Source organism: Alkalicoccus daliensis, assembly GCF_900103955.1.
Classification (GTDB): domain Bacteria; phylum Bacillota; class Bacilli; order Bacillales; family Salisediminibacteriaceae; genus Alkalicoccus; species Alkalicoccus daliensis.
The window spans coordinates 21,204-45,188 of sequence record NZ_FNIL01000005.1 but is presented as its reverse complement, the minus strand read 5'-3'; the positions used below and the strand labels follow the sequence as shown (position 1 = coordinate 45,188).

Sequence of the window (23,985 nt, the reverse complement as noted above, 5' to 3'; positions counted from 1 at the left end):
CTCCTGGATCTAGCTGATTCTTTGCACTTCGCCCGTCATGGCGTTTACATAGTGCTCTTCTTCATCGATGATTACCCGCCAGACAGGCGCGAAAATCTGAAAGTTTGCTTCTACTTCCATTAAATTATAATATCCAAGCTCTGCACTCGTTACTTCTGAGCCGGCGCCGATTCCCACTCTTGTATCATTCAGCAGCTTTTCAATCACGGCAATTGGAGTAAGCAGTTCCTGTTCCTCTCCCTGCTCTGTAATATTCATATACCGCTGCGTGTAAGCCATGATATCTCCTTCTTCGTTCAGCTCCAGCGTAATATGAAAGTCCTCCCGCTCGTATTCATCGATTTTTTTCCCATCGAAGGTTTGATAAATTCCAACGATCCCTGCTTCTTCATCATAAAGAGCAACTTCATATTCTTCTCCCCGGAATACGTACTGCTGCAAGAAAGCATCTACGCTTGCCTGGAGATTCACATTTGGAAGCCGGTAGGGAGAATCCAGTACGGAATAAATCGTCGTCTCATCCAAAAACTGCGGGGTCTGGCTTTCCAGCGTCTGCTCAATCAGCACTTCCTGGAACGTCCGCTGATATGCAGTGATCGGCGCCCCCATAAATTCTTCTTCCAGGTCTTCTATCAGTATATTAATTTCCTGTTCTTCTATCCGGGACTCCAGTTCAGGAAGCGTTACTTCATTCAGCTGACTCTGCTTTTCAGAAAGCTGATAGCCGAGAAATATATTCAGTAGCATAAACGTAACAATAAAAATAGTTTTCGTTCTACTCCAGTCCATTCGGCATCACCTCCTGATCATTTCTATCCGGTATAGAAACTCTCTGCCACTGCCCGCGTACGAATACAAACCAGGATGGTTCAAATACAGCAAAAGAATTCTGTCTGCTCATATAATACGCAATCTTTGCATCTTCAATCGCAGAAAGCGGGAACATATCCTCTTCCTCGATAATTTCTTCCAGTTCTTCATAGGAAGGCAATTCTACATTCGTATCGATCTCAAATGGATTCAGATCCAGCTGGAACATAGGGCGGATATATTCAATGATTTCGGTACCCGAGCGCTGCAGCTCGATTTTATAGTGATTTTCGTTATTGGAGTTTGCGTCCAGTACAGGCATTCCGCCTACGTGCAGCGTAAATTCTGCCTGATCATACGTGCCGCTTTCATTCCAGGAGGTCGCATAAAAATCATCCGTCCAGCCAAAATGACCGTTTACAAATTCCTGCCCCGACCTTACGACCGAGGAAGTGCTGATCTGCGCGCCGGCAGATAAATCCGGCTGAACAAAGTGCAGCAGGGATCCTCCTTCCAGCATGTCCATCATTCTCGTACCGTCTGTGTAAGAACTGGACTGTCCTTCCTGAAAATACTGCTTTACGTAGCCAGGATCAGCAAACAGTGTCTGAATAAACCCATCTGGTGATATATTCGTAGTTTCATACGTGTAGACGCGTTGGCTCAACGGCTCTGACGCTACATACCGTACAGGCTGAAAGTCACTGTCTTCTCTTTCCTGAAAAATATGTGGTTCCACTGCCGTTTGTTCCAGCGCACTCCGCTGTGTAAGAATACGGAGCTGTGAGGAAGAAATCGTTGTTTCCGATTGGTAGACTTCTTCTGCTTCCATATCGATAAAGAGAAAAGTAACTTCCCCGCCATTATTTGCTTCCGTATCTGTAATAACTATACGGTCGATATAATCAATTAAAATATTCTCTTCTTCAATATCCACAATATACTGCAGCCATTCTCCCTCCAGCGGTTCGTCAAACGTCATCTGGATTCCTTCAAAGAACCAGTCCAGCGAAGGCGCATTTTCTGTGCCTGCAGTCCGCATATTATCGAGCCCGATTTCAGAGATTGCTTCGAGCAGTTCCAGATAGTTATCTTCTGCAGGATGAATCCAGGAGATATCCTCTTCCTCATGACGAAGTACAGAAGTGGGATAAAGCAGCTGCGAGAACGATTTTGCTTCTCCGATATCTTCAATCTCAATATAGGAGTTGTCCGTTTCCCCGAGCTCGTCATACGCCGGCTGATACGTCCATACGAACCAGGTCAGCACAACACTCGTTAAAATCATCAACCATAAAACAAAGGTTTTTATATGTTCTAATGCTCTCACTGCTGTGCCACCACCTCTTGGGAGTAAGGCAGACTAAAGGAAAATGTTGTCCCTTTTCCCCAGTCGCTGCTTACCCAGATATTGCCCCCGTGCGCCATCGCGATTTCTTTTGCGATCGCAAGACCAAGTCCCGTACCGCCTAAATTACGTGAACGTGCTTTATCTACGCGGTAAAACCGGTCAAATACATGCGGAATATTTTCTTTCGGAATGCCGACTCCTTCATCTTTCACACTTACGACAATACGCCCCTGCTCCACCTTCAGCGTGATGTTAATTGTCCCGCCTTCCGGGGAATATTTTACCGCGTTGGAAACGATATTATCCAGCAGCTGTGTCAGTTTATCACGATCTCCCTGCACCATGATCGGATCCTCGGGAATTCTCCGCTTAAATTGAATTTCCTGATTTTTTGTCGACATTTCAAAACGGTCAATTACGTGATTTACAAACTGCGGTGCATCTATTTCTGACGTATTGACGTTATAATCCTTGCTGTCCATTTTTGAGAGCTGAAGTAAATCATTAACAAGCCGGATCATGCGGTCTGTTTCATTCGCAGTAACTTCCAGAAACTGCGGTGCAATCTCCGGATCTTCCAAAGCGCCGTCAGAAAGTGCTTCCAGATAGCTTTTCATGGAAGTCAGCGGTGTCCGCAGTTCATGGGAAACGTTTGCGACAAATTCCCGGCGTTCTTCTTCAACGCGCTCCTGCTCTGTTACATCGTGCAGTACCGCAATGATCCCGTTTTCTTCTCCATTATCCTTCGCAATCGTAGAGAAGTTTGCTTCGATTACCATTTCGTCTTCCTGATTATCAAAATCCAGCAGGAGCGGATCCTGGAAGCGGTAAAGATCACGAAGCTTCATAAATTTATCAAGACTCAAAATTTTCGTAACATCTATCCCGGCCATTTCTTCCTGCTTCCGGTCCAGTATTTCTTCTGCTCTGCGGTTTACAAGAATTACTTTTCCAGCCCGGTCAGTGGCAATAACGCCGTCCGTCATATGCATCAGGACAGAAGCAAGCTTTCTTCTTTCCCCTTCTGTCGTAGCATGCGCTTCCTGCAGTTTATCCGTTAAATCATTAAAAGTTTCTGCAAGCTGGCCGATTTCATCATCGCCATATACGTGTACATACCGGGAAAAGTCCCCCTGCCCCATGACCACTGCCTGTTCTTTCATATCTACAATCGGGCGGGTGATCGTACGGGAGAGGAATATCCCCAGTGCCGCAGTCAATAACAGCGCGATTACCGCACCTGCAATGAGTATTTGATTGATTTCCTGCATTTGATCATACGTCGCTTCCATAGAGGCTTGTATGTAAATTGCACCGACAATTTCCTGGTTATCTGATTCCACCGGAAGTGCCATGACCAGCGTACGGTGGTTATTCACCGGGTTCACCCGGATTTCCCCCTCACGGTCGTCCAATCCAAGCAGCGCCTGTTTTACGCTCAGCAGCGTCGTCCGCTGCCCGACAAATCCGCTCTGGGCAGGACTCGTGGCAGAAACGATGATACTGTTCTGATCAATCACCTGCACATCAGCAAATTCCATATTAAACACGTCGCTTCGCAGCAGCGAATCAATGCGGGTTTCTAAATCCTGTTCCTCTTCTTCTTCATCAGCGGTGAGCTCCTGCTCTACGTTATACGCAAGCAGACCGGCGCGCTCGTTTAATGTTTCCCGAAAGTTCGTTTCAAACTGGCCTTCGAGCTGCTGTGTGAAATATACGCCGATTACCTGCATAGCGATTAAGATGAGTAATACATAAATCGCCACGATTTTCACATGGATCGATTTATAGAAGCGAATTTTTTTCATGCATTAACTCTCCTGCTCTGCTTGCCGTAAATAATAACCGACGCCCCGTCTTGTCACAATCCAGGAAGGATTGCTCGGGTTATCCTCTACTTTTTCACGCAGACGGCGCACAGTAACATCCACTGTCCGTACGTCCCCGAAATAATCATATCCCCATACTTCCTGAAGCAGATGCTCTCTCGTCATTACCTGTCCGATATGGCGGGCAAGATAGTATACCAGTTCAAATTCACGGTGCGTCAGTTCTATCGGCTCGCCGCGCTTCGTCACAAGGTACGCCTCCGGCTGCACGAGCAGGGGACCTATTTCTATATTATTTGTTTCTGTATCAGGATCTTCTGTTTTCTGTTTGCGGCGCAGATTTGCTTTTACTCTGGCCACCAGTTCTCTCGTGCTGAAAGGTTTCGTGACGTAATCATCGGCTCCGAGTTCCAGTCCAAGCACTTTGTCAATTTCAGAATCTTTTGCCGTAAGCATGATAATCGGCATATCATACGTTTTTCTTACTTCCCGGCATACTTCCATTCCGTCCATGTAAGGCAGCATAATATCCAGCAGAATCAATGCAGGAACGTGTTCCTTCACCAGTTCTACTGCCTGGTTTCCGTCATGCGCACAGACGACATCAAATCCCTCTTTTTCCAGTCCGAACTTTAATATATCTGCAATCGGTTTTTCATCATCAACGACTAATATCTTTTGCTTGTCCATAAATACCCTCCCGTAAATCTCTATTTCTTCTTTCATTCTATCATATTAAATGCAGGAATAAGATATTTCCCACTGCTTCCTTTCCAGCAGTATTTCCTGGGAAATAATCTTCGTTCTATTTCCTGAATTTGTTTAGTTATCGAGCTTTTCTGGTGCTGCATCACGCCCAGGGGGAGCTAAGAGAAGGAATAATTCCTCCACCCCTGTCAGTATGAAAACAAAGTAATTTTTGTGAATGAAGAGTTTTCATTGCTGCGGCGCTCTCAGGGATGGCTGACCCTAGGGCTTGTCTTCGACTCATTTGTTCAAAGCTGTGCTTTAAACAGGTGCAGGCTGTTAAATAAGTACTTTTTCTGCACAAGTATAAGCTTCTATGCTTTATTTTCGAAGCTACATTTTCCACAGGAAACTCTCTCAGCGAATCTGCCTTCTTAAAAGAGGAGCATGGCTTCACGCAGCCAAATCACTGGAAAGCAAAGAGCTCTTTCCAGTGATTTCAAGATCATTGGCTGATTTCGCGCATGGTTCCTCATCCTTTCGGAGTCGATCTTCTGCGACTGCAGCTCAGTGACATAACGAGTATCGTTCTTTATGAATTTATAAAAAAAGCGCTTCAGCTAAAATTCAGCAGAAACGGCAGGAGTGTGAGCGTTTATCATAATATAATTGTATATACAAAAAAACTATCCTTCCTCTATTATTTGAGGGGATAGAAAAATCATGGTGCTGGCCAGAGGACTTGAACCCCCAACCTACTGATTACAAGTCAGTTGCTCTACCAATTGAGCTAGGCCAGCTGACTAACAATGGTGGCTCGGGACGGAATCGAACCGCCGACACACGGATTTTCAGTCCGTTGCTCTACCGACTGAGCTACCGAGCCATAATAAGCAAAAAAAAATGGCGGTCCCGACGGGAATCGAACCCGCGATCTCCTGCGTGACAGGCAGGCATGTTAACCGCTACACCACGGGACCATTTATAATCGAAAACGACCAAGGTTTATGTAAATTGGTTGCGGGGGATGGATTTGAACCATCGACCTTTGGGTTATGAGCCCAACGAGCTACCAGACTGCTCCACCCCGCGGCAATAAAAATATGTGCTGTGCAGAATAACTGCGACAAGATTAACTATACACAACTTTTTCTCGATTGTCAACAAAGAATAAATTGGTGACCCGTACGGGATTCGAACCCGTGTTACCGCCGTGAAAGGGCGGTGTCTTAACCACTTGACCAACGGGCCAGGAAAATAATGCTCTCTTGGCGACATTTATAATAATACCATCTTACTTTCATCCCCGCAATACTTTTTCAGAAAAATTTTTTGCGATTTTTTTTAAGAACAGCAGCTGAACTTTTCCTGCCTTAATTAAGTGCGCAGCCGTTAAGAAGGTCTGTTCCAACAGTTACGCTGGAACAGACCTTCTGCTGCTGAATAATATATTACCCGAATACTCCGCGTACCTGATTTGTCTGGTTGCGGTCCGGCCCTACGGAAAAGATGGAAAGCGGAATTCCCGTCAGCTGAGAAATACGCTCGATATAGTAAATTGCATTTTTCGGAAGCTCATGGAGAGATTTCACTCCTGTAATGTCCTCTTCCCAGCCCGGCATTTCTTCATACACAGGCTCACATTCTGCGAGTACCTTCAGGCTTGCAGGGAACTCTTCCATTACTTCCCCTTTGTATTTGTAAGCAACACAGATTTTCAGCGTTTCAATTCCTGTCAGTACATCAATTGAGTTCAAGGAAAGATCTGTGATACCGCTCACTCGTCTCGCGTGACGTACTACTACGCTGTCAAACCAGCCTACACGGCGCGGACGTCCCGTAGTGGTGCCGTATTCATTTCCCACTTCACGAATGTTGTCTCCCACTTCGTCATGAAGCTCTGTCGGGAATGGTCCGTCTCCTACTCTTGTGGTGTAAGCTTTAGACACTCCTACAACGTGGTTGATTTTAGAAGGACCTACACCGGAACCAATTGTTACTCCCCCTGCAATCGGGTTGGAAGACGTAACAAATGGATAGGTTCCCTGGTCGATATCAAGCATTACTCCCTGGGCGCCTTCAAATAAAACACGGCGTCCTTCATCGAGACCTTCATTGAGAATAACAGACGTATCTGTCACATATTTTGCAATCTGCTGGCCATACTCATAGTATTCATCCAGAATATCTTCTTTTAAAAATCCTTCTGTATCATAAATACGCTCCAGCATACGGTTCTTTTCTTTCAGGTTTATTTCCAGCTTCTCTTCAAACGTTTCTCTTTCCAGAAGATCGACGATACGGATTCCTGTACGTGCTGCCTTGTCCATGTAAGCAGGACCGATACCTTTGCGTGTCGTTCCAATTTTATTTGCACCTTTGCCTTCTTCCTCTGCAATATCAAGTTTGATATGGTAAGGAAGAATCACGTGTGCACGGTTGCTGATACGCAGGTTGCTCGTATCTACATTCCGGTCATGTAAGTATTTTAATTCTTCTACCAGTGCCTTAGGGTCAATAACCATTCCATTTCCGATGACGCATGTTTTATCACTATAGAAGATTCCGGATGGAATAAGATGCAGTTTGTACTTTGTACCGTCAAATACAATCGTGTGACCTGCGTTATTTCCTCCCTGGTAACGCGCGATCATTTCCGCCCGCTCTGACAGGTAATCCGTAATCTTTCCTTTTCCTTCGTCTCCCCACTGCGTTCCTACAACTACAACCGATGGCATCGATTGAGCACCTCCAACTTTTATGTGCTATATTCGTTCTTCATTCGAACCACAGCCATTTTATCAGTTACAGACCTCACAGTCAATACAATTACCGAACGTTCTTAATCATTCCTTCAATATTGTTCGTCTATTTTTCCTAGGACAGCTTTGTTAAGGTTGCGCACTGATAGAAGGGCAGAAGCAGTTGCGGCAGATCCGATGAAAAATGCAGTACGACTTTTATGTATGGATAAGGTCCTCGTATTCTGTCATTAGCAGCAATTATCTGTACACGATGACGAATTATCTGCTTTTAGCAGCGGGTATTCTGTTATTAGTGTGCGTAGCTGTTACTAAAAGGAGGGAATCTGATTTTAACAATGCAGTTTCCCTGTGTATCTGTCATTAGCAGCTTCGAATCTGTTATTAGCAAATAAGCATCTGCCCTCTCCTCTTTTATCAATTATCAAATTATCCACAAAAATAGTAACTTGCAACTTCCTGGACAATAAAAAAATCCTCCAGCTGTAACAGCTGAAGAATTTAAGCTCCCGGCGGCATATCGCCTTCATCGAAGCGTCGCTCGAGATTTACGAATTTATTATGTTCTTTTACAAACGCAAGCTCCACCGTTCCTACCGGTCCGTTACGCTGCTTTGCGATAATAATTTCAATAATATCCTTTTTCTCCGATTCCTGATCGTAGTAATCATCACGGTAGAGGAAGGCTACAATATCGGCATCCTGCTCGATACTTCCGGATTCCCGGATATCCGACATCATCGGCCGCTTGTCCTGACGTGATTCTACTCCGCGGGAAAGCTGGGACAGGGCAATAACGGGAACTTCCAACTCCCTTGCAAGCCCTTTAAGCTCACGCGAGATTTCAGATACTTCCTGCTGCCTTCCTTCACTTGAGCGTGCGTCTCCCTGAATCAGCTGCAGGTAATCGATCATGATCATGCCGAGTCCCTGTTCCTGTTTTAATTTACGGCATTTGGAGCGGATTTCTTTTACTTTAATACCGGGAGTATCATCAATGAAAATACCTGCTTTAGACAGGCTTCCCATCGCCATTGTCAGCCGCTGCCAGTCATCATCTTCCAATCTTCCCGTACGAAGTCTCTGTGCATCAATATTTCCTTCCGCACAGAGCATACGCATAACGAGCTGATCAGCCCCCATCTCCAGACTGAAGATTGCTACATTTTCATCTGTTTTGGTCGCAACGTTCTGGGAAATATTCAGCGCGAAAGCAGTCTTACCTACAGAAGGACGAGCCGCTACAATGACAAGGTCGTTCTTTTGAAAGCCTGCGGTAATACGATCGAGCTCCAGAAATCCGGTAGGTACACCAGTAACTTCTCCTGCTGTATGCTGAAGCAGTTCAATTTTATCGAAAGCCTCGATCAGCACGTCTTTAATGTCCATGAATTCTCCGGTGGACTGTTTGCGTGCTACTTCCAGAATCGATTTTTCCGCATCATTTAAAATTGCATCGACTTCATCTTCGGCGGAATAGCTTTCCGTTGCAATGCTCGTAGCTACTCTGATAAGCCGGCGCAGCAGTGATTTTTCTTCCACGATCTGTGCATAATACTGCACGTTTGCGGCAGTCGGTACGGCGTTGGCCAGTTCTCCGAGATACGCTACTCCGCCGACCTCTTCCAGCCAGTTTTTACGGTGAAGCTCATCAATTAATGTTACAAGATCCACCGGCTCTCCTTTGTCGGAGAGTTCGAGCATTACTTCGAATATACGGCTGTGTGCTGTCCGGTAAAAATCTTCCGGCATCAGACGATCAGAGGCAGTAATGAGTGCCTGCCTTTCTAAAAAAATGGCACCCAGTACTGCCTGCTCTGCTTCTAAATTCTGAGGCGGTGTCCGATCTGTGAACAATTCGTTCATGTTACTCTCCTCACTTCCCGGTTCTCCCCTGCTAAACTTCCTTTACGTGCACTTTGATAGTTGCTGTTACTTTCGGATGAAGCTTCGCGGTCACGTTCGTGTAGCCAAGCGCCCGGATCGGCTCATCCATTTCAATTTTTCGTTTATCAATCTTGTAATTATCTTTTTTCAGCTGTTCGGCAATCTGCTTGTTTGTCACTGCACCGAAGAGTCGTCCGCCGTCGCCTGCTTTCGCTGTCAGTTCTACTGTTTTGTTTTCCAGCTCTTCTTTTAATTTCTTCGCTTCTTCCAGTTCCTCTTCTGCAGCACGGTTTTCACTTTCTTTCTTTTTTTCCAGTGACTTCATATTGCCCTGGTTTGCTTCCAGTGCCAAGTTGTTTTTCAGCAGATAGTTTCGCGCATAGCCATCCGGTACTTCCTTTACTTCTCCCTTTTTCCCTTTACCCTTTACATCTTTCAATAAGATGACTTTCATGTTGATGGTCCTCCTTTGAAATATTCATCTATTTTTTCTTTCAGCAGTTCTTCTGCTTCTTCTTCTGTCATATTTTCCAGCTGTGTTGCGGCATTCGTCAAATGCCCCCCGCCGTTCATCTTTTCCATAATGACCTGTACGTTTACTTCACCGAGTGACCGGGCGCTGATGCTCAGCCGGCCGTCCTCTATTTTTGAGATGACAAAGGAAGCAATTACATCATTCATGGAAAGAAGCGTGTCTGCGGCCTGTGCGATCAGTACCTGGCCGTAGGTTTCTCCTGCGTATCCCCGGGCAATCGCCATGCCGCCGGAATAAATGTGTGCCTGCTCAATCAGCTTCGAACGCTTCACGTAGTGATCGAGATCTTCTTTCATCAGCTTCTGTACGAGCGTCGTATCGGCCCCTCGGCTGCGCAGATAAGCAGCGGCATCAAACGTACGGGAACCGGTGCGGATTGCAAAGCTTTTCGTATCAACGATAATACCGGCAAGCAGTGCCGTAGCCTCGAGGGTATTCACCTGCGGCTGGCGCGGCTGATATTCCAGAAGTTCCGTCACTAATTCGGCAGTAGAAGAGGCATACGGCTCCATATACACCAGTACGGCATCATCAATAAAGTCTTCTCCCCGTCTGTGGTGATCAATGACGATCGTCCGCTCAACTTTTCCAAGAAGCTTCGGTTCCTGTACAAGCTTAGGCTTGTGAGTATCCACAACGATCATCAGCGTATTATTGGTTACTTCTTCTCTCGCCTCATCAGGAGAAATGAACCTTGCCCAAAGTTCTCCCTCTGCTTCCACTTCTTTCAAAAGCTTCTGTACACTCTGGTTGATATCTCCTGTGTCCAGAATGATGTATCCGTCTTTACCATTTGCTTCTGCAATTTTTAAAATACCAATGGCGGCCCCAATAGAATCCATATCCGGATTTTTGTGCCCCATAATATATACTTTATCGCTTTCTTTAATAAAATCACGGATCGCATGGGAAATTACTCTTGCTCTTACCCGTGTGCGTTTCTCCATCGCATTGGATTTCCCGCCGTAAAAACGGACTTTTCCGTTGCGTTCTTTAATCGCCACCTGGTCTCCCCCTCTGCCAAGGGCAAGATCGAGACTTGACTGAGCGAGTGCTCCGAGTTCCCGCAGTGACGTTTCCCCGCTTCCGATACCTACACTTAGCGTTAAAGCGACCTTTTCGTTCTGCGTGTTTTCTTTAATGTCCTCAAGCAGCTGAAAACGGCTCGCTTCCAGATCAGACAATATTCCTTCATTAAACACAGCAATAAAACGGTCTGAAGCGATGCGACGCACTAATACATCGTGTTCTTTCGACCAGCTGGTAATAGCTTCCGTCACATGCGTCAGCAGTTTGCTGCGGACCTGATCTTCGAGTCCCTGGGTAACTTCATCATAATTATCCAGATAAATAAATCCGATCACAGTTTTTTCGCGCAGAAATTTTTCTTTGAATTCCTGCTCTTCCGTGGCATTTAAAAAATACAGCAGTCTTTCTTCAGGCTCGTGGACCACCCGATAGTTTTCCGTATAAATATTCAGGAAAAACGTACGTTTCTCTTCATTAACAGATTCAATCAGCTCATCGGAAAGAGCATCCATGGATACTCCTGTCAGGTCCTGGTTCAGTAATTTCTGCATATAAGGATTGGTCCACTGGATTTCTCTCTCTTCATTGTAGAGAACCATCCCCACCGGCATACGGGTCACTGCCTTTTCCCCGGCTTTGTTAATACGGTATGTGAGCGTCGAGATGTATTCTGCTAGATCTTTTTCAAACTGAATCCTCGCCCGGATTACCAGAATTGCAACAGCACCAAGCAGCACAAATCCAGCTGTACCAAGGCGCCATTCAAAATATGTTAAAATTCCGGTAAGCAGCGCCGCTATGACAAACAGGATAATAACATGATACCCGTGCCAGCGCCTCATGAGGAATTTAGGCATTCTACACAACTCCTACTTCTGCGATTTTAATCTCGTTCTCAAGTCAAAACCTAAATCAATTATACCTAAGATTCGTATAATAGGAAGCATAAAGGGAAAAACAACCAGAGAAAACGTAATCATGATTGGCAGGATAATACTCAGTTTTTTCAGATGAAAATAAAAGAATAAAAAAGAAATTCCCTGCAGAATCATTAAGCTTCCGAGTACAGGCATTAAATTGGAGGAAAGCGTATTGATCACTCCTGTTTCTCCTTCAGCCGCATTAATAAAAGAAAGAATCAATGCGAATAAATAATACCAGATAAACGATTTAGGCAGACTCCATTTGCGAAGCGGCGGAAATTTTACGATCTTTTCTCCCCTGCTTCTGAGCCATCTTGCTGCTGCAAGCTGTGTTAAAAAAGCAGCCGCTGCACCAGTAAATACGAGAATCGCTGGAACGATCACACTGATATTATCAATAAAATTCATCATCTGTTCAATTGCTTCGGTATCTTCTTCTGCATTTGTGCCCAGTATGTCCTCTGTCGTCCCGAGAGAATCTTCCAGGGTGGACTGAAGCTGCACTATCGGATCTGTATCGGTAAACGCCATGAATCCTACATAAGTAAGTACGAGTCCGCCGATAATACTCAGCGCTGCTCCTGCATATACTCCAAATGCTTTTTCATTGCGGCGGAACAATTCTCCGATCACAATGCCGCTGATTCCAAATAAAAGCATAATCGCCGGCGCAAAAGGTCCTAATATTAAAAAAAGCAGAAAGAATATACTTAGTCCGAGAATACTCCCAGGCAGCCACCCGTAGTTATATGTAAATCTTACGAGCGGGAGAGGGAGGAAAAACACTAGTAATAAAGCCGCAAACGGAATAAATAAAGCCAGCAGCACCAGCGCCAAAAAAGCGGCGGAAGCCAGCAGTCCGTCACGGATAATTGATGATTGCTCCATCTATCTTCTGCACCTTCTTTTCATGAGACAACAGCTGACATTTATCTCAGGTTAAATTGCATCACCTTATATTTTACCATGATTGTACCTAAAAAAACAAAGGACGGGACGTGCTTTCCTCCCATTTAGGAATAGAAAAAACCCTCGCTATGAACGGTCATAACGAGGGTAAGTTTTATCAGTCTGTAACGAATGGAAGAAGTGCCATTGTACGAGCGCGCTTTACTGCTGTAGTAAGCTGGCGCTGATACTTAGCAGACGTTCCTGTTACGCGGCGTGGTAAAATCTTTCCACGCTCAGATACGAATTTTTTCAAAAGATCAGTATCCTTGTAGTCGATCTTTTTGATTTTGTTTACTGTGAAGTAACAAACCTTACGGCGTCTTGGACGACCTCGACGTGCCATGTAGAAAACCTCCTTTAGTTTATTTTATATAGTTGACGTTCTTTTAGAACGGCAGATCATCATCATCGATATCAATCGGTTTGCCTTCGCCGGCAAACGGATCATCGTTGGACGAACTTTGACCGAAACCTCCGCTTTGGTTGGAACTGCCTTGGCTGCCTGCCGGGCTTCCATATCCAGATCCGGATCCGGAAGACTGCTGGTCAGGCGTATTTCCATACTGCTGACCTCCGCCTTGGGAAGATCCACGTGGTTCCAGGAACTGAACGCTCTCTGCGACTACTTCCGTCATAAAAATACGACGTCCTTCGTTATTATCGAAGCTTCGTGTCTGGATGCGACCATCCACGCCTGCCAAACTTCCTTTTTTCAAAAAGTTCGCTGCGTTTTCTGCCTGCTTTCTCCATACTACAATATTAATGAAGTCAGCTTCACGATTCCCCTGCTGGTTGGAGAATGGACGGTTGACGGCAAGTGTAAATGTCGCTACCGCAATCCCATTCGCTGTATAACGCAGCTCTGGATCTTTCGTTAAGCGTCCCACTAGAACAACGCGGTTAATCATCCGAATTCCTCCCTGGGTGTTGGTTTCGATCGATCAATTTAATTATTAAGCATCTTCGCGGACGATCATTGAACGCAAGATGTTATCGTTAATAGAGCTTAGGCGGTTAAATTCATCAAGAGCCTGCTTTTCAGCCTGCAGCTTAAGAATTACATAAAAACCTTCAGAGAAATCTTCAATCTCGTAAGCGAGACGCTTCTTTCCCTTTTCCTGTGTCTCTGTAACCTCTGCGCCATTATCCGTAAGAATCTTGTTGAAACGCTCAACTGTTTCTTTCGTCTGAGCTTCCTCGATATCTGGACGGACGATGTACATAATTTCGTAGTTGCGCATGTGTGTCACCTCCTTTTGGTCTAGGCCCTTCTCATTTTGAAAAGAGCAAGGAGCAAGTAAGTTTTACTCGCAAGTTCTAATTATAACAGACAGAGACATCTGTAGCAACAGAAGAATTAATATTGTTCCTGCAGGTGAAACTCCTCTGCAATTAACTCAAAGGAACGCTTCCTCGCTGCAAATCCGTACGTATTATTTATAAGCAGAAATTCCGCTGTCTGATATTTTTCCTGCAGGTCTTCCAATGCTTTTCGAATATCCGCAGGGGTCCCGACCACAGCTCTCCGTCTTTTCTGGGCGATCTTTTCTTTCTGGCCAGGAGCAAGTGTTTCCTTCTCTGCCTTTTCTATAGAAGGAATGACCGTATTTCCCCGGGCAATTCCCTGCAGCCACAAGTCCTGGGTCAGCGCGAGCTTTTCTGCTTCTTCCCTCGTCTCTGCACAAACTGCAAATACGCAGACAATCACTGCAGGCTCGTTTCTTTCTGCTGATGGAATAAACGTCTGCCGGTAAGTTTCCAGTGTTTCCTCCCATTTATCTGGATTGATAAAATGACCGAACACGAGGCCTATCCCTCTTTCACCTGCGTGTCTCCCGCTTTCAGGGGAAAGTCCGAGCAGCCAGAGAGGCGGGGCATGCGCATGCCGGGGAGTGGTTTTGATAATGCGGTAAGGATGGGTCCGCGGCAGCTGATCATTTAAAAATCCAGCAAGGTCATCCAGCTGCCGCGGAAATTCTTCAAATCGTTTTTCTCCTCCATCTGTCAGTGCCTCTCTCGTGCGTTCGCTTCCTCCCGGAGAACGTCCTACCCCAAGTTCGACCCGGTCCGGGTAAAATGAAGCAAGTGTCGAAAATGTTTCTGCCACCTTCAGCGGGCTGTACTGCGGAAGCAGCACTCCCCCGGAGCCTATTTTTATCGTGGAAGTTTCCGCCCCCACCCGGGACAGCCATAATTCCGGAGCGGCGCTCAGCAGGCCATTCGAACTGTGATGCTCTGCAAACCAGTACCGGTGGTATCCCCACTTTTCCGCTTTACGCGCAAGTGCTATCGTATGCGCAATTGTTTCCTGTTCCGAAGCGCCTTCCTGACGCGGTACCTGATCGAGAATTCCTAACTTCATATTTATCCCTTCTTCGTTGACAATGATTGCCTGTATTGTGCCATACTATAAGAAATAAACTCAGCTAAAATGCTCAGAAAGGATGACATCACTTGATAAATAAGAAAAAATACTTTACTTCCTGGAGCGGCGGAAAAGATTCTGCACTTGCTCATTACCAGGCACTGCAGGAGGGCGGAAAACCCGCTTATCTGCTGACAATGTTTGAAGAAAATGAAGAATTTTCCCGTTCACATGCGCTTCCTCTCTCCGTATTGGAAGCGCAGGCAGAAGCGATGGAAATTCCTTTGCTTACCCGCGGTGCTTCCTGGCAGACCTATGAAGAAAAATTCCTTGATGCCTTAAGTGAACTGCAGGAAAAAGGGGTGTCCCATGGAGTATTTGGAGATATCGACTTGGAAGATCACTTAACTTGGGTACAACGCACCTGTGAAAAACGGGACGTAACTTCCTACCATCCACTGTGGCAGAAGGAACGCCGTCTCGTAGTTGAACAATTAATAGACGCAGGCTTTGAAGCTGTAATTGTTGTAGTGAAAGAAGAAAAACTGCCGAGCTCCTTTCTGGGGAAAACGCTGACAGAAGCATTGATGCATGATCTGGAAAGCTTCGGTGTAGACCCATGTGGTGAAGAGGGAGAGTTTCACACGGTCGTCGTGAACGGTCCCCTATTTAAAAAACCTTTACCCTTCATTACAAAAGAAGTGCAGTACCACGAAGGCTACGCATTTCTGCAGGTGGATGTAGAAAAATAACTTATATGCTGTAAAGAAAAAAGCTGTTTCATTCTTGTTTTAGAATGAAACAGCTTTTTTAATTGAAGCATTATTCGATTACTGTGCAGTCCACCGGCTGCATCCCAAAACGCACCATTCCGCTTTTCTCTGTCCAGCTTCATCAGCCAGCTGCTGGGTAACTTCCCTCACCTCTCTTACGATAAGTCAACTTCGAAAGAAACACCCCTCTTTCGAGTTTCCTTTATCTCGTGAGGTTCCGTCCAGTTACTGCGCAGCTGAACGGCTGATTCCGCTTTTCTTCCTACACGTTGAATCGGAAGTGGACGACGTCTCCGTCTTTGACGATGTATTCTTTACCTTCCAGGCGGACATTTCCCTGCTCTTTGGCTTTTGCCATACTGCCTGCGGAAACAAGGTCTTCATAGGAAACAATTTCTGCGCGGATGAAGCCGCGTTCAAAGTCTGTATGAATTACGCCTGCTGCCTGCGGAGCTTTTGTGCCGTTGCGGATCGTCCAGGCACGAACTTCCTGTTTACCAGCAGTAAAGTAAGTGTCCAGGCCAAGCAGCTGGTAGGCTGCGCGGATCAGCTGATCCAGACCGGACTCTTCGATACCAAGGTCATCCAGAAATTCCTGCTTTTCTTCTCCATCCAGCTCTGCGATTTCTGCTTCTATTTTTGCACAGATCGTAATAACTTCGGAGTTTTCTTCTTTTGCAAACTCTCTTACTTTCTGCACGTACTGGTTACCTTCTACATCTGTAATTTCATCTTCGCTTACATTTGCTGCATAAAGTACAGGCTTTGCAGTAAGCAGCTGAAATCCTTTGGCGATTTTCTGCTCTTCTTTTGTCAGTTCCACACTGCGTGCAGGCTTTTCATTTTCAAATGCATGAAGCAGTTTCTTTAATACTTCAAATTCTGCCATGGCATCTTTATCTTTGGACTTGGCCATCTTTTCTACTTTGCCGATACGCTTCTCTACTGTTTCCAAATCAGCGAGGATCAGCTCCAAATTAATAATTTGAATATCACGGATCGGATCTACGCTTCCGGATACGTGCGTAATATTTTCATCATCAAAGCATCGTACTACATGAGAGATTGCATCTACTTCCCGAATATGAGAAAGGAACTTGTTTCCGAGTCCTTCCCCTTTACTTGCACCTTCTACAATTCCTGCAATATCTGTGAATTCAAAGGCAGTAGGTACTGTTTTATGCGGGTCTACCATTTCAGTCAGCTTCTGCAGCCGCTCATCCGGCACTTCCACAATCCCGACGTTTGGGTCAATCGTACAGAAAGGATAGTTCGCGGACTCCGCTCCTGCCTGTGTAATTGCATTAAATAACGTCGACTTCCCTACGTTGGGTAAGCCCACGATTCCTGTTGTTAAAGCCATCTATACATTTCTCCTTTTTATAAATCATACTCCGGCATGTCTACATCCTTATCAATTATAGAGAGTTATCTGAAAGAACGCAACAATCGATGCTTTTCGTTCCTCTGCAGGATATTAGCTGTAATTAAAATAAAAAAGGTCATGTCCCTCCTTCAGGACAAGACCTTTCAGCTTTCTTTATTTGTTTCCAGTACTCGCTTCATCTTTTTCTCAAATTCTTTCCGGGGCATCATAATACTGTGCTCACACCCCATGCATTTAATCCGGATATCCATTCCCATACGGACAATTTTCCAGCGGTTCACGCCGCAGGGGTGCTGTTTTTTCATTTCCACAATATCATTTTTGTCGAATGTGGATGCAGCCATGTTGTTCACCTCTACTATACCTTTTTTCTTTCTTAAGAATACTTGATTTCCCTATTATATGCCAGTAATTTCTTGGAAGCAGCGGCTGTTAAAAGAATCTGTGCTGAAGGAAAACAAATAACACTACCAGTAAGATCGCCGGCAGCAAGTTTGCAATTCGGATCTTTGGTACGCCGAGCAGATTCAGGCCGATCCCGATAATCATTATGCCTCCTACCGCAGTGATTTCACTGATGACCAGATCCAGCAGCTCTTCAGGAATAAAACGCACGATCCACACAGCAGCGAGTGCAATCGATCCCTGATACAGAACTACGGGAACTGCCGAAAACATAACCCCGATTCCCAGAGTTGCCGCAAAAATTACGGAAGCTGTTCCATCAAGCACTGCTTTTGTAAGCAGTACAGAGTGATCCTGACGGAAGCCGCTGTCCAGAGCCCCGATAATTGCCATTGCTCCCACAACGAACAGCAGTGTCGCCGTAATAAATCCTTCGGCGATAGTGCTGCCTTCCTCCCCTTCTTTTTTAAACTTTTTTTCCAGCCAGTAGCCGAATCCATTCAGCTTCCCTTCGAGATTCCAGCGTTCTCCCAATACAGCTCCAAGCGCCAGACTTAGTATCACCAGGAGAAATTCATTTCCTTCTATCGCCATCGTTATGCCAAGTATCAGCACTGCTAGTGCCACTGCCTTCATCACGGTTTCCTGCATGCCTGTAGAAAAACCTGTCACTTTCGAACCGATCAGCGCTCCTGCAATGATCGCTAATCCATTTACAATCGTTCCAAACAAAATCATCCCGCAAGACCCCTTATTATGTATATCTTGAAACACGGCTCCGCCCGTCAGGAACCAGTCTCTGACGGGCGAAAATTATTGCTTATGATTCCTGCTCTTCCCGGTAGAGCAGGCTGAAAATTCTTTCTAAATCTTCTTCATTTGTGAAATCAATTTCTATTTTTCCTTTTTTCTTACCGGATTTAATATTTACATTGGTGCCGAAATACGACTTCAGTTTGGTTTCCCTGGATTTTATCAGCGGAGAAACGTTCGGTTTTGTTTTTGTTTCACGTGAAACTTCATTATTTGCCCGCTTCACCCATTCTTCCAGCTGCCGGACACTCATCTGCTCTGCTACTATTTTTTGCAGCAGCCTGCTGAGCTGATGCGTATTTTTTAAACCGAGCAGTGCACGTGCATGTCCCATTGTCAGTTTTTCTTCTGCCAGGTAATCCTGGACAATCTGCGGCAGCTGCAGCAGACGAATAAAGTTCGTGATATGAGGACGGCTTTTGCCGAGTCGCTGTGCCAGCTCCTCCTGCGTAATTTGCAAATGTTCCATTAATTTCTGATATGCCTTCGCTTCTTCCAGCGGATTTAAATTTTCCCGCTGCAGGTTTTCAATCAGCGCAAGCTCCATCATCTGGTCATCTGTCAGTTCTTTTACTACTGCAGGAATTGTCTTCATTTTTGCAAGCTTCGCTGCGCGGCAGCGTCTTTCTCCTACCACAATTTCATATCCTTTAATACTTTTGCGAAGCGAAATAGGCTGAATTACGCCGTGGGACTGGATCGAATCAGCGAGTTCTTCCAACGCCTTTTCCTCAAAAACTTTCCGAGGCTGATAAGGATTGGGACGAATTTCCGAGAGCTTTATTTCCTCAATCTGATTTTCTGATTCTTCTGCAGCGTCTGGAAAAAAAGCATTAATGCCTTTTCCTAACCCTCTACCCATGGCTGATCACTTCCTTTGCTAAATCTCCATACACTTCGGCCCCTCTGGATCTTGGGTCGTATGTAACGATTGATTCTCCATGACTCGGAGCCTCTCCCAGTCTTACGTTGCGTGGGATAATCGTTTCAAACACCTTTTCCCGGAAGTATTTTTTTACTTCTTCAATGACCTGAATTCCTAAATTTGTTCTTGCATCCAGCATTGTCAGAAGAACCCCTTCAATGATCAGGTCGTTATTCAAATGTTTCTGCACCAGCCGAACCGTATTTAACAGCTGACTCAGTCCTTCGAGCGCATAATATTCACACTGCACGGGAATGACAACGGAATCTGCAGCAGTTAACGAATTCAAGGTTAATAATCCTAATGACGGCGGACAGTCGATAATGACGTAATCATATTGATGCCGCACTTCTTCCAGCGCATTTTTCAGACGCACTTCCCGGGAAATCGTGGACACCAGTTCAATTTCCGCACCGGCAAGCTGAATGGTGGAAGGAAGAATCGAAAGGTTTTCCATCGCAGTGGAAACAATCACTTTAGAAGCGCTTTGGTCTTCTACGAGCACATTATAAATACATTCATTAATATCGCCTTTATTAATACCGATTCCACTGGTGGTGTTTCCCTGTGGATCAATATCGACAATTAGTACTTTTTGGCCTTCCTGTACGAGACTTGCACTTAAATTTACTGCGGTCGTCGTTTTCCCGACTCCGCCCTTCTGGTTCGCAATTGCTATTACTTTACCCACGTTCACGGTCACCTGCCTCACTAAACTGTGCAACTTTTCTTTTTATTTTATCATGAAATCCTGTAAAAAGAACCACGGCGCAGGAACTCCTGCAAAGGAATCATTTTCTTGCATCTGCAACGACTGCAAATACTCTGGTTCAGCAGTGTTTTTCATACTGAAGAGGCTGCTCCGAAAGAATTTCTCTTCTGGAACAGCCTGTACGCATTTATTTCTTAGGAATACGGATCGTAAATTGATAATATTCCTCATGTTCTTCTTCATCTGTATCTATCGACATGCCTGTCTGCTGTACCATATCGACCGATTTACGAATCGTATTCATCGCAAGACGCATATCCTTTGAAACAGCTTTACGCACCGGTTTTTTCTTTTTCGGTTCCGCTTCCTTCGTCAATGACTCAATTGCTGCTTCTGTCTGCTTTACATTCCATTCCTGCTCGATAATCTGTGTCAGGACATGCTTTTGGATCTCTTCATCCTTTACAGAAAGAAGCGCACGTGCATGACGTTCACTGATCTCCCGTTTCAGCAGTGCATCCTTTACAATATCCGGCAGCTGCAGCAGACGCAGTTTGTTGGCGACGGTAGACTGCCCTTTTCCAAGACGCTGCGCAAGGCTTTCCTGCGTTAAACCATGGAGTTCGAGCAATCGTGCGTAAGCATTTGCTTCTTCGATGGAAGTGAGTCCTTCCCGCTGCAGATTTTCAATCAGCGCAACGGAGGCTGTCTTCGTATCATCAAAATCTTTTATAACAACAGGGACGGTCATGAAATTTGCTTTCTGTGCAGCTCTCCATCGACGTTCCCCTGCAATAATTTCATATTTGCCATCCCGTTCACGCACAACAATCGGCTGTATCATCCCATGTGTGTGAATTGTCTGTGCTAATTCTTCAATCCGGTCATCATCGAATACAGTCCTTGGCTGAAATGGATTCGGTTTCAGCTGGGATACGGGAATCTGCTTCACTGCTTCTTCCCCTTCCAGCAGCACCTGATCTGTGGACACATCTTTTTTCTCTGATAACCCAAAAAGCTTTGAAAATGGCTGTTTCACGGTGACACCACCCTTACAAATCTTCGGCTCTCCCCTTGTTCCACGTGAAACAAGCGTATCCGTTCCGATTAAAACTTCACTGTGATTCTCTTAGCTGATTATATCATGAAAAGGGCAAAGAAAGTATGCTCATCCTCATAGAACATGCTCTCTTTGCCGAAGAATATTAAGAAATTGGCTGTTTATTCGGGGTTCCCGGCTTTCTGGGAAACTTTTTAGGTGTTGTTTTTACTTTTGCAATATGAATGATTGTTCTGTCGCCGCCTTCTTCCGGGAGAGTAAAATGATTTTCTTTTTCTACCCGGCCACCAAGCAGTGAGACTGCTTTTTTTGCATCTGCCAGCTCCTCTTTGGCACCGGAAGCTTTCATCGCGATAAACGTGCCGCCCTGCTTTACTAAAGGAAGGCAGAGCTCCGTGAGTACAGACATTCTTGCCACTGCCCTGGAAATGGCCACGTCGTACTGTTCCCGGTGCTCCCGTTTCTGCGCAAACTGCTCCGCCCGGTCGTGATAAAAAGCGACTCCTGTTAAATCAAGCTCTTCTGCCAAGGCATTTAAAAAAGTAATTCTTTTATTTAAAGAGTCGACAATCGTCACGTCTATTTCCGGGAAGCAGATTTTCAGCGGCAGACTGGGAAATCCGGCGCCTGCCCCGACATCCACGATGCGGAGCGGACGCTGGAAATCAAAAGAAAAAGCAGCAGTAATAGAGTCATAAAAGTGCTTCAAATACACTGATTCTTCTTCCGTGATTGCAGTCAGGTTCATTCTTTCATTCCAGTCTACAAGAACTTCAAAGTAGCGTTTTAATTGCTGTGTCTGTTTACTGCTTATATGAATATTCTGCTCTTTTAATGCTTCGATCAGCGTCTGCTCATTCATTTTACTCCTGCCCTTCTTAACCTTCTGCTGCTACTTTCTGCAGTCGTCCCTGTTCCATATATACAAGGAGTACAGATACGTCTGCAGGATTTACGCCGGATACCCGGGAAGCCTGTGCTACGGAAAGCGGCCTTACCTCAGACAGCTTTTCTCTTGCTTCGATTGCCAGTCCTTTAATGGCATGGTAGTCGAGATCTTCCGGAAGTTTTTTGTTTTCCATTTTTTTCAGCTTGCCTACCTGCTCCAGCTGTTTCGCGATATATCCTTTATATTTCACTTGAATTTCCACCTGCTCTTTCACATCCGCATCCAGTTCTTTTTCCGCTGGCGCAAGCGCGTCAATCGCGGCATAGGTAACTTCCGGACGTTTTAAAAGAACAGCTGCATTCATTGCTTCTTTTAATGGAGAAGAACTTGCTGCTTCCATTACTTTCTCTGCTTCTGGAGATGCTTTAATCGTTGTCTTATCCAGACGCTGAATCTCTTCTGCAATTTCTGCTTTTTTCTTTTCAAAGCGTGCAAATCTTTCGTCTGAAATAAGGCCGATTTCATGCCCTTTTTCTGTGAGACGCAGATCTGCATTATCGTGACGAAGCAGCAGACGGTATTCTGCACGCGACGTAAGCAGGCGGTAAGGTTCCTCTGTTCCTTTCGTTACGAGGTCATCGATCATTACACCGATGTACGCTTCAGAACGGTCAAGAATCAGTGGTTCCTTGCCAAGTACTTTCATCGCTGCATTAATCCCTGCCATCAGTCCCTGGCCGGCAGCTTCTTCATAGCCGCTCGTGCCGTTGATCTGACCTGCAGTAAACAGCCCGTCGATCATTTTCGTTTCCAGCGTCGGCCACAGCTGTGTCGGCACAATCGCATCGTACTCTATTGCGTAGCCTGGACGCATCATCTGCACGTGCTCAAGACCTGGAATTGTTCTTAAGATATTATGCTGCACATCCTCCGGGAGACTTGTGGAAAGCCCCTGTACATAGACCTCCTGCGTGTTGCGTCCTTCCGGCTCCAGAAAAATCTGGTGGCGTGGCTTATCGCTGAAGCGGACGATTTTGTCTTCAATCGATGGACAGTAACGCGGTCCGGTTCCTTCGATCATACCGGAATACATCGGTGAACGGGACAGATTGTCATTAATAAACGTATGCGTGTCTTCGTTCGTGTACGTGAGCCAGCACGGCAGCTGGTCAGTAATAAATTTGGTCGTTTCATAGGAAAACGCACGCGGCACATCGTCCCCCGGCTGAATTTCCGTCTTGCTGTAATCAATCGTACGGCTGTTCACCCGCGGCGGCGTTCCTGTTTTAAACCGCTCCATTTTAAAACCGAGCTTCTGCAGATCATAAGATAAGTTTACCGAAGGCTGCATGTTGTTCGGTCCGCTTTCGTAGGAAAGCTCTCCAAGAATTACTTTTCCGCGCAGGTAGGTGCCGGTAGTAACAATGACAGCTTTTGCATTGTACACAGCACCTGTCTGGGTTACGACTCCCTTTACTTTATCATCTTCAATGACTAAGCTTTCCACCATTCCCTGGCGGAGCAGAAGATTTTCTGTTTTTTCAATTGTTTCTTTCATTTCCTGCTGATACAAAAACTTGTCTGCCTGTGCACGGAGTGCCCGTACTGCAGGACCTTTCGCTGTATTCAGCATCCGCATCTGTATATGCGTTTTATCTATATTACGCGCCATTTCTCCACCGAGTGCATCAATTTCCCGGACAACTATTCCTTTTGCAGGACCTCCGACAGATGGATTACACGGCATAAAAGCAACGGCATCTAAATTCAGTGTCAGCATCAGCGTATTTGCCCCAGCTCTTGCAGAAGCAAGTCCTGCTTCTACACCTGAGTGTCCAGCGCCGATGACGATAACATCAAAATCGCCTCCATGATAACTCATGAATAATTCC

General features: G+C 45.5%; 22 protein-coding genes and 5 tRNA genes. 1 reads left to right on the top strand and 26 read right to left on the bottom strand.

The genetic code is table 11. The features are described 5' to 3' along the window. Positions 1–9 precede the first annotated feature (9 nt). The 18 genes from BLP92_RS09760 to BLP92_RS09675 form a co-directional block, all read right to left on the bottom strand. Positions 10–789, bottom strand: coding sequence for a two-component system regulatory protein YycI (locus tag BLP92_RS09760; RefSeq protein ID WP_090842771.1), 780 nt, complete (start codon positions 787–789; stop codon positions 10–12). Beyond that, positions 776–2,140, bottom strand: a complete 1,365-nt coding sequence (locus BLP92_RS09755; RefSeq protein WP_090842770.1) for a YycH family regulatory protein — start codon at positions 2,138–2,140, stop codon at positions 776–778. Before BLP92_RS09755 ends, BLP92_RS09760 begins: the two co-directional genes overlap by 14 nt. Continuing rightward, positions 2,137–3,969 (bottom strand): cell wall metabolism sensor histidine kinase WalK, encoded by a 1,833-nt coding sequence (gene walK, locus BLP92_RS09750; protein WP_090842769.1) that lies wholly within the window; start codon positions 3,967–3,969, stop codon positions 2,137–2,139. The genes BLP92_RS09755 and walK overlap by 4 nt, the downstream gene beginning before the upstream one ends. A gap of 3 nt (positions 3,970–3,972) precedes the next feature. Further along, positions 3,973–4,680 (bottom strand): response regulator YycF, encoded by a 708-nt coding sequence (gene yycF / locus BLP92_RS09745; protein WP_090842768.1) that lies wholly within the window; start codon positions 4,678–4,680, stop codon positions 3,973–3,975. 721 nt (positions 4,681–5,401) lie between these two features. Next, positions 5,402–5,477, bottom strand: a tRNA-Thr gene (locus BLP92_RS09740). 10 nt (positions 5,478–5,487) lie between these two features. Then, positions 5,488–5,563 (bottom strand) — tRNA-Phe (locus BLP92_RS09735). A gap of 18 nt (positions 5,564–5,581) precedes the next feature. Further along, a tRNA-Asp gene (locus BLP92_RS09730) sits at positions 5,582–5,657 on the bottom strand. 35 nt (positions 5,658–5,692) lie between these two features. Further along, a tRNA-Met gene (locus tag BLP92_RS09725) sits at positions 5,693–5,769 on the bottom strand. 84 nt (positions 5,770–5,853) lie between these two features. Beyond that, positions 5,854–5,928 (bottom strand) — tRNA-Glu (locus BLP92_RS09720). Positions 5,929–6,128: 200 nt separating this feature from the next. Next, positions 6,129–7,415: an adenylosuccinate synthase gene (locus tag BLP92_RS09715; RefSeq protein WP_090842767.1), complete on the bottom strand. Its 1,287-nt coding sequence runs from the start codon at positions 7,413–7,415 to the stop codon at positions 6,129–6,131. A 525-nt stretch (positions 7,416–7,940) separates the two neighbouring features. Continuing rightward, positions 7,941–9,305, bottom strand: coding sequence for a replicative DNA helicase (gene dnaB / locus BLP92_RS09710; protein WP_090842766.1), 1,365 nt, complete (start codon positions 9,303–9,305; stop codon positions 7,941–7,943). Positions 9,306–9,336: 31 nt separating this feature from the next. Beyond that, complete coding sequence (gene rplI / locus BLP92_RS09705) at positions 9,337–9,780, bottom strand: 50S ribosomal protein L9 (RefSeq protein ID WP_090842765.1); 444 nt, start codon at positions 9,778–9,780, stop codon at positions 9,337–9,339. Then, positions 9,777–11,747 carry a DHH family phosphoesterase gene (locus BLP92_RS09700; protein ID WP_090842764.1) on the bottom strand — a complete coding sequence of 657 codons (1,971 nt, stop codon included), beginning with the start codon at positions 11,745–11,747 and terminating at the stop codon, positions 9,777–9,779. Before BLP92_RS09700 ends, rplI begins: the two co-directional genes overlap by 4 nt. A 12-nt stretch (positions 11,748–11,759) precedes the next feature. Then, the gene (locus tag BLP92_RS09695; RefSeq protein WP_090842763.1) at positions 11,760–12,701 is read right to left on the bottom strand and encodes a YybS family protein; all 942 of its coding nucleotides are present in this window, start codon (positions 12,699–12,701) and stop codon (positions 11,760–11,762) included. A 178-nt stretch (positions 12,702–12,879) separates the two neighbouring features. Next, positions 12,880–13,107 carry a 30S ribosomal protein S18 gene (rpsR, locus tag BLP92_RS09690; protein ID WP_090842762.1) on the bottom strand — a complete coding sequence of 76 codons (228 nt, stop codon included), beginning with the start codon at positions 13,105–13,107 and terminating at the stop codon, positions 12,880–12,882. A 43-nt stretch (positions 13,108–13,150) separates the two neighbouring features. Further along, a complete protein-coding gene (ssb, locus tag BLP92_RS09685; protein ID WP_090842761.1) occupies positions 13,151–13,672 on the bottom strand; it encodes a single-stranded DNA-binding protein in 522 nt (173 codons plus the stop codon). Between the two features lie 45 nt (positions 13,673–13,717). Beyond that, positions 13,718–14,005, bottom strand: a complete 288-nt coding sequence (gene rpsF, locus BLP92_RS09680; RefSeq protein ID WP_090842760.1) for a 30S ribosomal protein S6 — start codon at positions 14,003–14,005, stop codon at positions 13,718–13,720. Positions 14,006–14,121: 116 nt separating this feature from the next. After that, positions 14,122–15,126 (bottom strand): LLM class flavin-dependent oxidoreductase, encoded by a 1,005-nt coding sequence (locus BLP92_RS09675; RefSeq protein WP_090842759.1) that lies wholly within the window; start codon positions 15,124–15,126, stop codon positions 14,122–14,124. 92 nt (positions 15,127–15,218) lie between these two features. On the opposite strand from BLP92_RS09675, the gene BLP92_RS09670 reads away from it, so the two are divergent. After that, positions 15,219–15,881 carry a Dph6-related ATP pyrophosphatase gene (locus tag BLP92_RS09670; RefSeq protein WP_244516760.1) on the top strand — a complete coding sequence of 221 codons (663 nt, stop codon included), beginning with the start codon at positions 15,219–15,221 and terminating at the stop codon, positions 15,879–15,881. A gap of 283 nt (positions 15,882–16,164) precedes the next feature. Here BLP92_RS09670 and ychF read toward each other — a convergent pair whose 3' ends face one another. From ychF to mnmG, 8 genes are all read right to left on the bottom strand, one after another. After that, positions 16,165–17,265 carry a redox-regulated ATPase YchF gene (gene ychF, locus BLP92_RS09665; RefSeq protein ID WP_090842758.1) on the bottom strand — a complete coding sequence of 367 codons (1,101 nt, stop codon included), beginning with the start codon at positions 17,263–17,265 and terminating at the stop codon, positions 16,165–16,167. Between the two features lie 167 nt (positions 17,266–17,432). Further along, positions 17,433–17,633 (bottom strand): DUF951 domain-containing protein, encoded by a 201-nt coding sequence (locus BLP92_RS09660; protein ID WP_090842757.1) that lies wholly within the window; start codon positions 17,631–17,633, stop codon positions 17,433–17,435. 88 nt (positions 17,634–17,721) lie between these two features. Then, a complete protein-coding gene (locus tag BLP92_RS09655) occupies positions 17,722–18,432 on the bottom strand; it encodes a DUF554 domain-containing protein (protein ID WP_090842756.1) in 711 nt (236 codons plus the stop codon). Positions 18,433–18,514: 82 nt separating this feature from the next. Beyond that, positions 18,515–19,369 carry a ParB/RepB/Spo0J family partition protein gene (locus BLP92_RS09650; RefSeq protein WP_090842755.1) on the bottom strand — a complete coding sequence of 285 codons (855 nt, stop codon included), beginning with the start codon at positions 19,367–19,369 and terminating at the stop codon, positions 18,515–18,517. Next, complete coding sequence (locus BLP92_RS09645; RefSeq protein WP_090842754.1) at positions 19,362–20,123, bottom strand: ParA family protein; 762 nt, start codon at positions 20,121–20,123, stop codon at positions 19,362–19,364. Before BLP92_RS09645 ends, BLP92_RS09650 begins: the two co-directional genes overlap by 8 nt. 208 nt (positions 20,124–20,331) lie before the next feature. Next, positions 20,332–21,183, bottom strand: coding sequence for a nucleoid occlusion protein (gene noc, locus BLP92_RS09640; protein WP_090842753.1), 852 nt, complete (start codon positions 21,181–21,183; stop codon positions 20,332–20,334). Between the two features lie 166 nt (positions 21,184–21,349). Continuing rightward, positions 21,350–22,066, bottom strand: a complete 717-nt coding sequence (gene rsmG / locus BLP92_RS09635; protein WP_090842752.1) for a 16S rRNA (guanine(527)-N(7))-methyltransferase RsmG — start codon at positions 22,064–22,066, stop codon at positions 21,350–21,352. Positions 22,067–22,082: 16 nt separating this feature from the next. Next, positions 22,083–23,975: a tRNA uridine-5-carboxymethylaminomethyl(34) synthesis enzyme MnmG gene (gene mnmG / locus BLP92_RS09630; RefSeq protein ID WP_090842751.1), complete on the bottom strand. Its 1,893-nt coding sequence runs from the start codon at positions 23,973–23,975 to the stop codon at positions 22,083–22,085. Positions 23,976–23,985 lie beyond the last annotated feature (10 nt).